Origin of the sequence: Streptomyces sp. CB02261, from assembly GCF_001905665.1 — a bacterium.
Classification (GTDB): domain Bacteria; phylum Actinomycetota; class Actinomycetes; order Streptomycetales; family Streptomycetaceae; genus Streptomyces.
Map to the genome: position 1 here is coordinate 184,142 of NZ_LIVX01000002.1, position 12,349 is coordinate 196,490.

At 70.8% G+C, this 12,349-nt stretch carries 15 protein-coding genes; 7 read left to right on the forward strand and 8 right to left on the reverse strand.

All coding sequences use genetic code 11. The annotated features are described in order from the left end of the window. Positions 1 to 112: 112 nt before the first annotated feature. From AMK29_RS06265 to AMK29_RS06275, 3 genes are read left to right on the forward strand one after another with little or no spacing between them, the layout of a single operon-like run. On the forward strand, positions 113 to 1,078 hold the full coding sequence (locus tag AMK29_RS06265) for an ABC transporter substrate-binding protein (RefSeq protein WP_073808753.1): 966 nt from the start codon (positions 113 to 115) through the stop codon (positions 1,076 to 1,078). Positions 1,079 to 1,107: 29 nt separating this feature from the next. Next, the gene (locus AMK29_RS06270; RefSeq protein WP_073808756.1) at positions 1,108 to 2,058 is read left to right on the forward strand and encodes an amino acid ABC transporter permease; all 951 of its coding nucleotides are present in this window, start codon (positions 1,108 to 1,110) and stop codon (positions 2,056 to 2,058) included. Beyond that, positions 2,055 to 2,822, forward strand: a complete 768-nt coding sequence (locus AMK29_RS06275) for an amino acid ABC transporter ATP-binding protein (RefSeq protein ID WP_073808760.1) — start codon at positions 2,055 to 2,057, stop codon at positions 2,820 to 2,822. Before AMK29_RS06270 ends, AMK29_RS06275 begins: the two co-directional genes overlap by 4 nt. 62 nt (positions 2,823 to 2,884) lie before the next feature. Here AMK29_RS06275 and AMK29_RS06280 read toward each other — a convergent pair whose 3' ends face one another. Further along, positions 2,885 to 3,634, reverse strand: coding sequence for a class I SAM-dependent methyltransferase (locus tag AMK29_RS06280; RefSeq protein WP_073808763.1), 750 nt, complete (start codon positions 3,632 to 3,634; stop codon positions 2,885 to 2,887). Positions 3,635 to 3,728: 94 nt separating this feature from the next. Between AMK29_RS06280 and AMK29_RS06285 the strand changes: the two genes are divergently transcribed. Further along, positions 3,729 to 4,349, forward strand: a complete 621-nt coding sequence (locus AMK29_RS06285) for a CGNR zinc finger domain-containing protein (RefSeq protein ID WP_073808766.1) — start codon at positions 3,729 to 3,731, stop codon at positions 4,347 to 4,349. Here the strand turns inward: AMK29_RS06285 and sodX are convergent. Then, positions 4,262 to 4,687 (reverse strand): nickel-type superoxide dismutase maturation protease, encoded by a 426-nt coding sequence (gene sodX / locus AMK29_RS06290; RefSeq protein ID WP_073810638.1) that lies wholly within the window; start codon positions 4,685 to 4,687, stop codon positions 4,262 to 4,264. The genes AMK29_RS06285 and sodX overlap by 88 nt on opposite strands. Before the next feature lie 162 nt (positions 4,688 to 4,849). Between sodX and sodN the strand changes: the two genes are divergently transcribed. Next, the gene (gene sodN, locus AMK29_RS06295; RefSeq protein ID WP_015036129.1) at positions 4,850 to 5,245 is read left to right on the forward strand and encodes a superoxide dismutase, Ni; all 396 of its coding nucleotides are present in this window, start codon (positions 4,850 to 4,852) and stop codon (positions 5,243 to 5,245) included. A 67-nt stretch (positions 5,246 to 5,312) separates the two neighbouring features. Here the strand turns inward: sodN and AMK29_RS06300 are convergent, their stop codons facing one another. Together AMK29_RS06300 and AMK29_RS06305 are read right to left on the reverse strand one after the other, a co-directional pair. Beyond that, positions 5,313 to 5,819 carry a GNAT family N-acetyltransferase gene (locus tag AMK29_RS06300; protein WP_073808769.1) on the reverse strand — a complete coding sequence of 169 codons (507 nt, stop codon included), beginning with the start codon at positions 5,817 to 5,819 and terminating at the stop codon, positions 5,313 to 5,315. Next, on the reverse strand, positions 5,816 to 6,784 hold the full coding sequence (locus AMK29_RS06305) for a LysR family transcriptional regulator (RefSeq protein ID WP_198942189.1): 969 nt from the start codon (positions 6,782 to 6,784) through the stop codon (positions 5,816 to 5,818). The genes AMK29_RS06300 and AMK29_RS06305 overlap by 4 nt, the downstream gene beginning before the upstream one ends. A gap of 187 nt (positions 6,785 to 6,971) precedes the next feature. Here AMK29_RS06305 and snpA point away from each other — a divergent pair, with 187 nt between their 5' ends. Then, the gene (gene snpA / locus AMK29_RS06310) at positions 6,972 to 7,616 is read left to right on the forward strand and encodes a snapalysin (protein ID WP_073808772.1); all 645 of its coding nucleotides are present in this window, start codon (positions 6,972 to 6,974) and stop codon (positions 7,614 to 7,616) included. 62 nt (positions 7,617 to 7,678) lie between these two features. Here snpA and AMK29_RS06315 read toward each other — a convergent pair whose 3' ends face one another. Together AMK29_RS06315 and AMK29_RS06325 are read right to left on the reverse strand one after the other, a co-directional pair. Further along, positions 7,679 to 8,098 (reverse strand): DUF6304 family protein, encoded by a 420-nt coding sequence (locus AMK29_RS06315; RefSeq protein WP_073808775.1) that lies wholly within the window; start codon positions 8,096 to 8,098, stop codon positions 7,679 to 7,681. 324 nt (positions 8,099 to 8,422) lie between these two features. Further along, positions 8,423 to 9,004, reverse strand: coding sequence for a dihydrofolate reductase family protein (locus tag AMK29_RS06325; protein ID WP_073808782.1), 582 nt, complete (start codon positions 9,002 to 9,004; stop codon positions 8,423 to 8,425). 107 nt (positions 9,005 to 9,111) lie between these two features. On the opposite strand from AMK29_RS06325, the gene AMK29_RS06330 reads away from it, so the two are divergent. Then, on the forward strand, positions 9,112 to 9,687 hold the full coding sequence (locus AMK29_RS06330) for a TetR/AcrR family transcriptional regulator (RefSeq protein ID WP_073808786.1): 576 nt from the start codon (positions 9,112 to 9,114) through the stop codon (positions 9,685 to 9,687). Positions 9,688 to 9,697: 10 nt separating this feature from the next. Here the strand turns inward: AMK29_RS06330 and AMK29_RS06335 are convergent, their stop codons facing one another. Both AMK29_RS06335 and AMK29_RS06340 read right to left on the reverse strand, forming a co-directional pair. Continuing rightward, positions 9,698 to 10,741, reverse strand: coding sequence for a family 2 encapsulin nanocompartment cargo protein polyprenyl transferase (locus AMK29_RS06335; RefSeq protein ID WP_073810642.1), 1,044 nt, complete (start codon positions 10,739 to 10,741; stop codon positions 9,698 to 9,700). Positions 10,742 to 10,846: 105 nt separating this feature from the next. Continuing rightward, positions 10,847 to 12,262, reverse strand: a complete 1,416-nt coding sequence (locus tag AMK29_RS06340) for a family 2B encapsulin nanocompartment shell protein (RefSeq protein WP_073808789.1) — start codon at positions 12,260 to 12,262, stop codon at positions 10,847 to 10,849. Between the last annotated feature and the right edge of the window lie 87 nt (positions 12,263 to 12,349).

Here is a 12,349-nt window from a genome sequence, read left to right on the forward strand (position 1 = left end):
GTCGGTTTGGGGCGGTCCGAATGGCAAGATGCCGTAATCACACGAGGTCACGACACTCGAAGAGATGTACGTGCCCACTGGCAACTCCCTCACCCGCCGGAGGAACCCGATCATGACCGCACGCTCCACGCGCTGTACGACCGCCAAGACCCGCACGTCCCGTCTTGCCGCGGTCGCCGCCATCGCGGTCGCCGGCTCCGTGCTGCTCACCGCCTGCGGTGACCAGACCGAGGGCGGCTCGACCCCGACGAAGGGCGCCGGCACCGCGTCGACCAACGCGGCCCCGCTCTTCTCGAAGCTGCCCGCCGACATCCAGAAGGCCGGTGTCATCAAGGTCGGCACCGATGCCTCGTACGCTCCGATGGAGTTCACCGAGAACGGCAAGATCGTCGGCGTCGACCCCGACATCGCCCAGGCCCTGGGCAAGCAGCTCGGCGTCGAGTTCAAGTTCACCTCCGGCACCTTCGACGGTCTGATCACCTCGATCTACACCGGCCGCCAGGACCTGATCATGTCCTCGATGACGGACAACAAGAAGCGCCAGGAGGGCCTGGACGACAACGGGAAGAAGATCGGCAAGGGCATCGACTTCGTCGACTACTTCAGCTCCGGCGTCTCCCTGCTGGTCAAGAAGGGCAACCCGCAGAACATCAACTCCCTCGACGACCTCTGCGGCAAGACCGTGGCCGTCCAGCGCGGCACGATCTACGAGGACACCTTCAAGGCGCAGGCCACGAAGTGCGGGGCGAACAAGCTGACGATCCAGGCCTTCGACACCGACGCCGAGGCCCAGACCCGCGTCAAGGCCGGCGGCGCCGTGGCCGACCTGAACGACTACCCGGTGGCCGCGTACATCGCGAAGACCTCGGGCGGCGGCAACGACTTCGAGGTCGTCGGCAGCCAGAGCGACGTCGGCCTCTTCGGCATCGGCGTGTCGAAGGAGAACACCCAGCTCCGCGACGCCGTCAAGGAGGCGCTCGACGCCATCATCAAGGACGGCACCTACGCCGAGGCCCTGAAGAAGTGGGACGTCGAGGACAGCGCCGTCAAGTCGGCCACCGTCAACGCCGGCAAGTGACCTCCCCGCTCCACTGAAGGGCAGTCGTCGTGACTGACAAGATCAGCAAGGACCCGGCCGCCGCTCCGGCCGGGCCCGGCGCCTCGGGTACCCCGTACGAGGCGATCAAGGCCATCCCCGTGCGGCACTACGGGCGCTGGGTCAGCGCCGTCGTGGTCGTCGCACTGCTCGGCTGGCTCGTCTACGCCTTCTCCCAGGGCAACATCCTCTGGGACACGGTGTGGGACAAGGTGTTCGACCCCTCGGTCATCAGCGGCCTGTGGAACACGATCCTCATCAGCGTCGCCTCCATGGCCCTGGGCCTGGTCCTCGGCGTCGTCTTCGCCGTGATGCGGCTCTCCCGGAACCCGGTGACCGGCGCGGTCGCCTGGCTCTACATCTGGTTCTTCCGCGGCACCCCGGTGTACGTCCAGCTGCTGGTGTGGTTCAACCTGTCGCTGATCTTCCAGTACATCGACCTGGGCCCGATCTACAAGAACGAGACCGTGGACGTCATGACGCCGTTCATGGTGGCGCTGCTCGGTCTCGGCCTCAACGAGGGCGCCTACATGGCGGAGATCGTCCGCGCGGGCATCCAGTCGGTCGACGAGGGCCAGACCGAGGCGGCGCACGCGCTCGGCATGTCCCAGACGAAGACCATGAGGCGCGTCGTCCTCCCGCAGGCCATGCGGGTGATCGTGCCGCCGACGGGCAACGAGTTCATCAACATGCTGAAGACCTCGTCGCTGGTCTCGGCCGTGCAGTACACCGAGCTGCTGCGGGCCTCCTCGAACATCGGCAACACGGCCGGTGCCGTGATGGAGATGCTGTTCGTCGCCTCCATCTGGTACCTGGCACTGACCAGCGTGTTCAGCGTCGGCCAGTACTACCTGGAGCGCCGTTTCGCCCGGGGTTCCCTCCGCAGCCTGCCGCCCACCCCGTGGCAGCGGGTCAAGGCGAACCTCACCACGTTCAAGCGCTCCCCGGAGGGATCGGCATGACCGGCCAGCCCATGGTCAAGGCGGAGGGCGTCCACAAGTCGTACGGCGCCGCCCACATCCTCCGCGGCATCGACCTCGAAGTGCAGAACGGCGAGGTCTTCTGCCTCGTCGGCCCGTCCGGCTCGGGCAAGTCGACCTTCCTCCGGTGCATCAACCACCTGGAGCGCGTGGACGGCGGCCGGCTGTCGGTCGACGGCCAGCTGGTCGGCTACCGGCAGAAGGGCGACAAGCTCTACGAGCTGAAGGACAGCGAGGTCGCGGTCCAGCGCCGTGACATCGGCATGGTCTTCCAGCGCTTCAACCTCTTCCCGCACATGACGGCCCTCGGGAACGTCATGGAGGCGCCCCTCCAGGTGAAGGGCGAGACCAAGGCCGTCGCGCGTGAGCGGGCCGAGCGGCTGCTCGACCGGGTCGGCCTGGGCGACAAGATGGGGAACTACCCGTCGCAGCTCTCGGGCGGCCAGCAGCAGCGCGTCGCCATCGCCCGCGCGCTGGCGATGGAACCGAAGCTGATGCTCTTCGACGAGCCGACCTCGGCGCTCGACCCGGAGCTGGTCGGTGACGTCCTCGACGTCATGCGGGACCTCGCCGAGTCGGGCATGACGATGATCGTCGTCACGCACGAGATGGGCTTCGCCCGGGAGGTCGGCGACTCGCTGGTCTTCATGGACGGCGGCGTGGTGGTCGAGTCGGGCAACCCGCGGGACGTCCTCGGCAACCCGCAGCACGACCGGACGAAGGCGTTCCTGTCGAAGGTGCTGTAGGCGACACAACGGAGGAAGGGGCGGTACGGGATTCCCGTACCGCCCCTTCCTCCGTCCCGTGACTACTTCACCGCGAGCAGCAGGGTGTCGGAGGGCGAGGCCCAGACGGCCCTGGCCTCGCCGAATCCGGCGGCGCGGAGGGTGTCGGCGTGCCATCGCGGGGAGGGCATGTCGCCGTCGGCGTGCTCGCCGTAGATCTCGAAGCGGCGGGCGGTGGGCTCGGCGAGGACGGGGTCCTCGCCGGCGAGGGCCCACCAGTCGGCCCAGTCGAGGACGCCGGCGGCCTTCTCGCGGTCCATACGGGCGTGGCGCCGGGCGCGCTCGGCGGCGTTGATGCGCGGGGTGGCCCCGTCGATCATGTGGTCGGCGTTCATGAAGACGCCGCCGTCGCGGACGAGGCCGGCGACCTGCCCGTAGAGGACGGTCAGGGGCTCGCTGTGGAGCCAGTGGAGCGCGGTGGCGGTGAGGACGGCGTCGTACGTGTCGTGGGGCAGCCGGCGGGCCCACGCGGGGTCCTTGAGGTCGGCGGTCACGAAGGTGACGCGCTCGTCGCCGGCGAAGTACCCCTCGGCGATGGCGAGGAGGGCGGGGTCGAGGTCGACACCGGTACTGGTCGCCTCCGGGAACCGCTGGAGGAGCCGGTCCGTGATACTTCCCGTACCGCACGCGAGGTCGAGGACGCGGGGCTTCGGTCCCACCAAGGCCTCGACCATGTCGAGCATCACCCGGAACCGCTCCTCACGGTCCGGCATGTACCACTCCTGCTGACGGTCCCAGCTCCGCTGCCAGGCCGCCCAGTCGGTTCCGGTCATCGCCGTTCCTCCCCGCCGTCGTAATACCCTCATAGGGGAAACAGCCGTTACCCCTACCGACCGAGACACTAGCCCGCCGGAGTAAGGACTACAAGTGGAACTGGCCTATTACTCGGATTACGCCGTGCGTCTGGTCAACACCGAGGAGCCGGCCCGCAACAAGGACGCCCTCACCTCCGTCGAGGTGATCCGGGAGCTCTTCGGCCCCGCCACCCAGATGGCCCGCAGGGCGACCGACTCCGACGTGACCCGCTTCCGCGCGGTCCGCGCCCGGCTGCGGGCGGTCTTCACCGCGGCCGACGAGGGCGACCACACGGGCGCCGTGGACCTGCTGAACTCGCTGCTGCTGGAGTTCCCGGTCAGCCCGCAGATCTCCGGCCACGACACCCTCGACGAGGACGGCCGGCCGCGGTGGCACATGCACCTCGCCGACCACCCGTCGAACGCGACCGCGGGATACGCGGCCATCGCGGCGATGGGGCTCGCCTTCCACCTCACCGAGTTCGGCGCCGACCGGCTCGGCCTCTGCCAGGCGCCGCCCTGCCGCAACGCCTACCTGGACACCTCCACCAACCGCTCCCGCCGCTACTGCTCGGACCGGTGCGCGACCCGCGCCAACGTGGCCGCCTACCGGGCCCGCAAGCGCCTGGAGGCCGACCGGACGGGCCTCACCGAGGAGACCAGCCAGGAGAGCACCACCCCGGCCGACCGCTGACGCCCCGGGGTCACCGGCCGGTACCGCGCCCACACCCGCCCGAGCACCAACTCGGGCGGTACGGCGCCGAAGACCCGGCTGTCACCCTCGGCGTCCGGGTTGTCCCCCAGCACCCACCAGCCGCCGTCGCGTCGCTCGATCAGCCGCTTCACGATGAGCAGATCCTGCTGGAGCGGATGCCGCAGCACCGCCACGTTCCCGGGCCGCAACCGCGCCCCGTAGTGCACCAACAGCTGGTCGCCGTGCAGCAGCGTGGGCACCATCGACACGCCCGTGACCTCGGCGACCCCGAACGGAGCCCCGGCCTCCGCCCCCCGCTCCCGCCCCGATTCCCTCATCCGGCACCTCCCGATCGGCCCGCGCGTCCGCTCGTCCACTCGTCCACTCGTCCCATGGTGACCCTGGACTTTTGACCTAAGCCCCAGGGGGCGCCCGCGAAAACGCCCTTCTCACCGAGTAATGTCCCACCTGAGAAGACGATCACGAGGAAGGACGGCTCAATGCTCTCCCGCCTGTTTGCCCCCAAGGTGAAGGTCAGCGCCCACTGCGACCTCCCGTGCGGCGTGTACGACCCGGCCCAGGCCCGCATCGAGGCCGAGTCGGTCAAGGCTGTCCAGGAGAAGTACCTGGCGAACGAGGACGCGCACTTCCGCGCCCGCGCCACGGTCATCAAGGAGCAGCGCGCGGAGCTCGCCAAGCACCACGTCTCGGTGCTCTGGAGCGACTACTTCAAGGCCCCGCACTTCGAGAAGTACCCCGAGCTCAACCAGCTGGTCAACGACACCCTGAAGGCCCTCTCGGCCGCCAAGGCGTCGACGGACCCGAAGACGGGCGAGAAGGCGCTGGAACTCATCGCCGAGATCGACCGCATCTTCTGGGAGACGAAGAAGGCCTGACCTTCTCTTCCCGAGGCACACGACGGCCCGCCCGGTGACCCCGGGCGGGCCGTCGCCGTCTCCCGGGTCACCCCTCCGTACGGAGGGTGTAGCGGCGCTTCTCCCGGGAGGTGGCGCCCAGGCGGTCGTAGAAGCGGATCGCGTTCTCGTTCCAGGCGGGGGTCTGCCACTGGATCTCGTCCAGGCCCAGGGCGCGGGCCTCGTCGCGGACCGCCGCCAGCAGGAGCGGGCCAAGACCGTGGCCCCTGCTGGACTCGGTGAGGTAGAGGCAGTCCATGTGCAGGTACTCGGTGCCGTCCCAGGTGGACAGCTCCGGGGCGCAGGTGGCGTAGCCCGCGAGGGTGCCGTCGGGGAGGACGGCGACCAGGCAGCGGAGCCGGGGCTCCGCCGGGACGAAGAGGAGGCGGGCCAGGCGGTCCGCCAGGCCGGGGGCCGGGGGCGCAGCCTTCTCGTACGCCGCGTGCTCGGCGATCAGTTCCACGACCCGCGCCAGATCCTCGGGCCGCGCCCGTCGGACCCTCACCCCGCCCGGTCCGTCCGTCGGCCCGGTCCGGCCGCCCTCGCGCTCGTTCATACCGCCATCATGCACGGCCCCACCGACAGCCCCGCCTCCGTTCCCTGGCGGCGGAGCCACTCGCGGTACGGGGCGGCGCGCAGGGCCACCTCCCGGTAGGCCGCCGCGAGTTCCGCGTACAGCGTGTCCAGGGGCGCTCCGGGGCGCGCGTACAGCAGGAGCCGGACCGCCAGCGGGTCGCCCCGCAGGGGGCGGACGGCCATGTCCTCGCGGGGGATCGAGGTCGGCTGGCAGGGGGCCACGGCCTCGCCGAGGACGATGAGGGAGGCGGCCGTGTGGTAGTCGCCGTGCAGCAGGGGCGGGTCGATGCCGGCGGCGTCCAGGACCCGGCGGAGGCCGTCCCATTCGCCGTCCACGGACGGGTCGACCATCCAGTGGTCGGTGGCCAGGTCGGCGAGGTCCACGACGCTGCGGGCGGCGGCCGGGTGGTCGCAGGCCATGGAGACGAACTGCGGTTCGCGGGCGACCAGGACGCGCCGCTCCAGCCCCTCGGGCACGCGCAGCGGGCAGCCTTCCACCTCGTGGACGAAGGCCACGTCGAGCCCGCCGGCGGCGACCGTGCGCAGCAGCGCGTTCGCCGAGACGTCCATCCGGAGGCCGATGTCGGTGCCGGGCAGGCGCTGGCGGAGCCGACGCAGCCAGCCGGGGAGCGCCCGGCTGGCGGTGGAGCCGACGCCGAGTCCGGGGCCGTCGGTGCGGGCCGCCGCGGCCCGGGTCTCGGTGACGAGGGCGGCCATGTCGGCGACGAGGGGGCGGGCCCGGCTGAGTAAGGAGCGCCCCAGCGGGGTGGGGCGGCAGCCGGTGCGGCCGCGGGAGAAGAGCTCGGCGCCCAGGGAGTTCTCTATGCGGCGCAGCTGCGTGGTCAACGAGGGCTGGCTCATGCCGAGTTGACGGGCCGCCTTGTGCAGGCTGCCCGTGTCGGCGATGGCGCAGAGCGCGCGCAGGTGTCTCACCTCCAGCTCCATGCCCCGAGGGTAGGGCGGCGCCCTGAGTCGCACCAGATACCCGGAGTCCCTCGATCACCTTCGTTTGCAAGGCGGTTGGGCGCATCGGAGGCATGGTGATGTGGTGGTGCTATCGACGGTTGACATCATCCCCGCGGGCCCCGGCTCCCCCGAGACTCTCTCCAGTCCCCTAGAGGAGGAGCCCCCCATGCGTCACCCCAAGGTCCTCACCTCCGTCCTGACCGCCACCCTCGGTCTCGGTCTCGCCGCCTCCCTCGGCGTGGCCCCGGCGGCGGCCGACAGCTCCGGCCGTACCGTCGGCGCCGCCGTGGCGTACGCCGGTTCCGCGGAGGAGGCCAAGGCCAACAAGGCCTTCTTCGAAGCCGTCGTGAAGTCGGTGGCGAAGAAGCGCGCCGCGAACCCCGGCGCGGTCGCCGTCACCGTCGTCTACAGCGCCGCCAACGCGCCCAGCTTCCGCACCCAGATCGCCCGCTCCACCCAGATATGGAACAGCTCGGTGGTGAACGTCCGGCTCGTCGAGGGCAGCAACCCGGACTTCCGCTACTACGAGGGCAACGACTCCCGTGGCTCGTACGCGAGCACCGACGGCCACGGAAGCGGCTACATCTTCCTCGACTACCGGCAGAACCAGCAGTACAACTCGACCCGGGTCACCGCCCATGAGACCGGGCACGTCCTGGGGCTCCCGGACCACTACAGCGGTCCGTGCAGCGAGCTGATGTCGGGCGGCGGCCCCGGCACGTCCTGCCAGAACGCCCAGCCGAACGCCCAGGAGCGGTCCCGCGTCGACCAGCTGTGGCGCTACGGCCTCGCCTCGGCCTTCAAGAGCTGACGAGCACGGCGCCTGCGCACGACGGCGGCCGCCCCCTCCCCGGGGCGGCCGCCGTCCTGGTCTCAGGCCGTCTGGAGCAGACGGCGGGCGAAGTCCGCGCCGGGCGGAAGCTGCCGGCGCACCCGCTCCAGCGCTCCGTCGAAGTCACCTCCGGCGACGCACGATTCGAAGGCGGCGCCGCCGCAGTGCAGCGTCAGACTGAGGTCCGCGCGCTCACCGAGCGTCAGCAGACAGCTGAGCGTGGCCTGCTGGGTGGCGCCGTCCACGACGACGGGGAGCGGAAGGTCCCACTCCAGGACGCAGTTGGTGAGGGGCTGCCCGCCCTCGTCGGGCGCGCTGAGCGCGGCGAAGCCGTCACCCGTGTACTCGACCCCCCTGATCCGGGTGGCGACGTGCCGCCCGTCGGCCGTGATGACGATCGCTTCCGCGCCGCTGCGGTCCCGGTACCAGCCGGTCCAGACTTCTGTCGACTCCGATGACATGCGCGGACTGTAGCGGTATGACCGGCTCCGGCGCGCGGCCGGTCACCCGGAGGCCGGACTTCTCCCGATCTCGTCGTTCTTGCCGGTCCCGTGCGTGCTCGTGACGTCTTCACCCTGGTGGAGCGTGCACTCCGGGTTCCGGCACGGCTGCACTTCCCACTCCGGCACCCAGGCCCCGAGGACCTTGTGCCGGGTGGCGACGGTGGAACGCGGGCCACCGCAGGACGGGCATCGGTGCTCACCCCGGGGGTCACGCGTCGTGCGGGACGCCTGTTCACCCATGGATCCAGGGTAGGACGCCCCGCACGGAACCGCTCCCCGCCGCTACCGCTTCCTGGTGTACGTGCGGACGAGCACGCCGTTGTCGAACGCGCGCACCGAGCCCAGTTCGAAGGCGCGGGGCTCGAAGCCGGCGCCGAACATGGGCATGCCGGAGCCGTAGACCTCCGGGTAGGTCTTGATGATCAGCTCGTCGATCTCCTCGATCAGCTCGCCGGCGATGGTGGAGCCGCCGCAGAGGTAGATGCCGAGGGGGCTGTCCTCCGCCTTGAGCTCGCGGACGCGCCCGACGAGGTCGTCGGCGATCAGCTCCACGTTCGGGTGGGGCGACTCGGCCAGCGAGCGGGTGGCGACGAACTCCCGCAGGTGGTTGTAAGGGCTGGTGACGCCGATGTCCAGGGCGAGCTGGTACGACTTCATCCCCTGGACGAGGGTGTCGAAGTGCTTGTTCTCCGCGTCGATCCCGAACATCTCCCGCGCGTGCGTCGGGACGGTCTCGGGGTACTCGGCGTTCATCTCCTGCATGTACGAGCCGGTCGTGTACGCGTACATCGACGAGGCGTCGCCCTCGGGGTCGCCGATGAAGCCGTCGATGGTGCAGGCGATGTAGTACGTGAGCTGGCGCAAGCCGGTCCTCTTCCGCTTCGGAACGTGGCTACTGGCGCAACCACGACGGCTATAGTGCTTCACCTGTAGTGGTTACGCAAGACCTATTTTCCGGAAGGGAGCCCGACATGGCGAAGAACCCGGAACGCCGCACGGCCCTGCTCGACGCCGCGATCCAGGTACTGGCGGACGAAGGCGCCCGTGGGCTCACCTTCCGGGCGGTCGACGCCCGGGCGGGGGTCCCCACGGGCACCTCGTCCAACTACTTCCGCGACCGGGACCAGGTGCTCTCCCAGGTCGCCGACCGCATCTTCGAACGGCTGACCCCCGAGCCCGGAGTCATCGACACCGCGCTGCTCCCGCCACCGAGCCGTGACCTGGTCGTGCAGCTGATGCGCGAGGTCGCCCAGCGGCTCGCGGCCGAACGCACCTGCTATCTCGGGCTCTTCGAGCTCCGCCTCGAAGCCGTACGCCGTCCCGAGCTGCGGACCCAGCTCACCAAGGTGCTCCGCGCCGACCTCGACGAGAACGTCCGGATCCATCTCGCCGCGGGGATGCCCGGGGACGCCGACACCGTCCGGCTGCTCTACTTCGCGCTCACCGGGCTGCTGTTCGACCACTTCACGGTGCCGGGCCTGCACGGCGACCGAGAACTCGACGACCTGATCGAGACCGTGGTCACCCGGATCGTCCCCGGCCCGTGAGCCCCGGCCGTCAGCGCGTACGCCGGGTGACGAACTCCGCCAGGGCCAGCAGGTCCCCCGCCGCCTCCAGGTCCGGGACCGCCTGCGCCAGGTACTCGACGGCGCGGCCCATGCGCTCGGCCGCCTGGGCCTGGGCCCAGTCGCGCCCGCCGGCCCGCTCGACCGCGTCCGCCGCAGCCCGGACCGCCGCCGCGTCGAGGACCGGACGCGAGTACAGCTCGGCCAGCTCCTCGCCCGCCGGAGTGCCCGAGGCGAGTGCCGCCACCACCGGCAGCGACTTCTTGTGGGCGACGAGATCGGCCCCGGCCGGCTTGCCCGTGCGGTCGGGGTCGCCCCAGATCCCGATGAGGTCGTCGATCAGCTGGAAGGCGAGGCCCGCCTCCCGGCCGAAGGCGTCCATGGCCGCGACCTCCTCCTCCCCCGCGCCCGCGTAGAGCGCGCCAAGGGCACAGGAACAGCCGAGCAGCGCTCCGGTCTTGGCGGTCGCCATGGCCAGGCACTCGTCGAGGGACACCTCGCGCGGGCCGCGCCGCTCGAAGGCGCAGTCCGCCTGCTGCCCCGCGCACAGTTCGATGATGCAGGCGGCGAGGCGCGCGGAGGCCGCCGCCGACGCGGGGTGCGGGTCCTCGGCGAGCAGCCGCAGGGCGAGCGCGCTCATCGCGTCACCGGCGATCAGCGCGTCCGGGATGCCGAAGACGGTCCAGGCGGTGGGCCGGTGTCTGCGGGTCACGTCCTCGTCGACGATGTCGTCGTGGAGCAGGGTGAAGTTGTGCGCGAGCTCCACCGCGGCCGCGGCCTTCACGGCCCGGGCCTCGTCGGCGCCGAGCGCACGGGCCGCCGCGAGGACCAGGGCCGGCCGTATCGCCTTGCCCGCCTGCTCCGTGGCCGGGGTGCCGTCGGCCTGCTCCCAGCCGAAGTGGTACATGGCGACCCGGCGCATGGAGCCGGGCAGGGTCTCGACGGTCGAGCGCAGGTGGGGATCGACGGCCGTCCGCGTCCGGTCAAGGAGCATCACGGCCCCCTGCCCGTCGGTGACGGCGTTCGCGCCGGTCATGATGACGGTCACCTCCTTCGTGTCCTCCGTGTCGTTGCGATGTGGGCGATGGGCCGGAACGCCGGGGGCGGGAGGGTTCGGTCCCCGCCCCCGGGCGTCGTCGGCTCAGCGCCAGCGGCTGACCTCGACGTTCTCCAGGACGCCCAGCGCGTCCGGGACGAGGACCGCCGCCGAGTAGTAGGCCGTGACGAGGTAGGAGATGATCGCCTGCTCGTCGATGCCCATGAAGCGGACGGAGAGGCTGGGCTCGATCTCGTCGGGGATGCCGGTCTGGTGCAGACCGATCACGCCCTGGTCGGCCTCGCCGGTGCGCATGCAGATGATCGAGGTGGTCCGGGCGTCCGAGACCGGGATCTTGTTGCACGGGTAGATCGGCACACCGCGCCAGGTCGGGATGCGGTTGCCGTTGATGTCGATCGTCTCGGGCACGAGACCGCGCTTGTTGAGCTCGCGGCCGAAGGCGGCGATGGCGCGCGGGTGGGCGAGGAAGAGCTTGGAGCCCCGGCGGCGGGAGAGCAGCTCGTCCATGTCGTCGGGGCTGGGGGCGCCGTCGTGCGGCTGGAGCCGCTGCCCGTAGTCGCAGTTGGCGAGGAGGCCGAACTCCTTGTTGTTGACGAGCTCGTACTCCTGGCGCTCGCGGAGCGCCTCGACCGTGAGCCGCAACTGCTGCTCGGTCTGGTTCATCGGCTGGTTGTAGAGGTCGGCGACGCGGCTGTGGACCTTCAGCACGGTCTGGGCGACGCTCAGCTCGTACTCGCGGGGCGAGGCGTCGTAGTCGACGTAGGTGTGCGGGACGACGGCCTCGCCGACGTGACCGGCGGAGAGGTCGATCTCGGCCTCGCCGTACCTGTTGGTCCGCTGGTGCGGCAGCGCGGCGACGCTCGCGAGGTGGGCGGCGAGCGAACCGGCCCGCTCCGCGAGGTTCCGCACGTCGTCCCGGGTGAGCTCCAGGACCGTGCAGGCGGTGGCGGCGCGGGCGCTCCACTCCCAGGTGGCGTCCGGGTCGACGAGCGCGGCGTCGCCGAAGTAGGAGCCGTCGGCGAGGACCCCGAGGACGGCCTCGTCGCCGTAGGGCCCCTCGCCGATCTGCTCGATCCTGCCGTGCGCGAGGAGGTGGACGCGGTCGGTCGGCTCGCCCGCGACGGCGATGACGTCGCCGGCGGCGTACTCCCGCTGGCGGCAGCGGGACGCGAGCTCGGACAGGGCCTCCTCGTCCTCGTAGCCGCGCAGGACGGGGAGTTCGCCGAGCTCGGCGGGGATGACCGCGACACGCTCTCCGGTCTGGACGAAGGTGACGCGGCCGTCACCCACGGAGTAGCTGAGCCTCCGGTTCACCCGGTAGGTACCGCCCTGCACCTGGACCCACGGCAGCGCCCGCAGCAGCCACCGTGAGGTGATCTCCTGCATCTGCGGCGCCGACTTGGTGGTCGTGGCGAGGTTCCGCGCGGCGGCGGTACCGAGACTCTGCTGCGGGGCCTGCTGCTCCGCGCGGACCTCGTCGCCAACCGAACCAACGGACATGGAACTCCCTCTCGTATGACTGAGTTGCGAGACGAAGCCTTTCAGCACGGAGCGTGTCGGCGCCATTACACATTCGAGTGGGACTGT